General features: G+C 54.9%; 1 protein-coding gene. It reads right to left on the bottom strand.

The window, feature by feature from the left end; genetic code table 11:
* Positions 1–106: 106 nt before the first annotated feature.
* The coding region (locus IB234_RS24090) for a hypothetical protein (RefSeq protein WP_225580790.1) at positions 107–379 on the bottom strand (273 nt) is incomplete at its 5' end.

The following is a 379-nucleotide window of genomic DNA, read 5'->3' as shown; positions in this document are numbered from 1 at the left end:
CCTAACGTTTGGTTAAGGGGCGGGCTTTAGCCCGTCCCAGTGAGCGCAGCGAACGGTTTGAACCACTTGTTAGGCCAGCCATTAGACGCTCTTCTTGATGGGCGGCCTAGACCGCACTTTGCCAAATCGCCTCGACCTTTTGATATTGTTTCGGCAACTCCGACTTGGCGAGCTCCAGGGATGTGTAGACCTGATCTTGCTCGCACTCCCAGTGTTCGTTGCAACTGAAGCGATAGATCTTCGTGGAGCCCTCGTACCGACAGATTGCTAGGCCGTGAATGACGGCTGCTACTTCACCATCCTCGTATAGTACGTTCCCAAACGGTGCGTCTGACCAAGCCCACTCGACTACGTGTGCCCCGTCGATTTTTTCAGGTGG

It is taken from the genome of Pseudomonas sp. PDM16 (assembly GCF_014851865.1).
Taxonomy (GTDB): Bacteria; Pseudomonadota; Gammaproteobacteria; order Pseudomonadales; family Pseudomonadaceae; genus Aquipseudomonas.
Note: the sequence above shows the minus strand (reverse complement) of the source record. Positions and strands in the feature narration are given on the sequence as shown.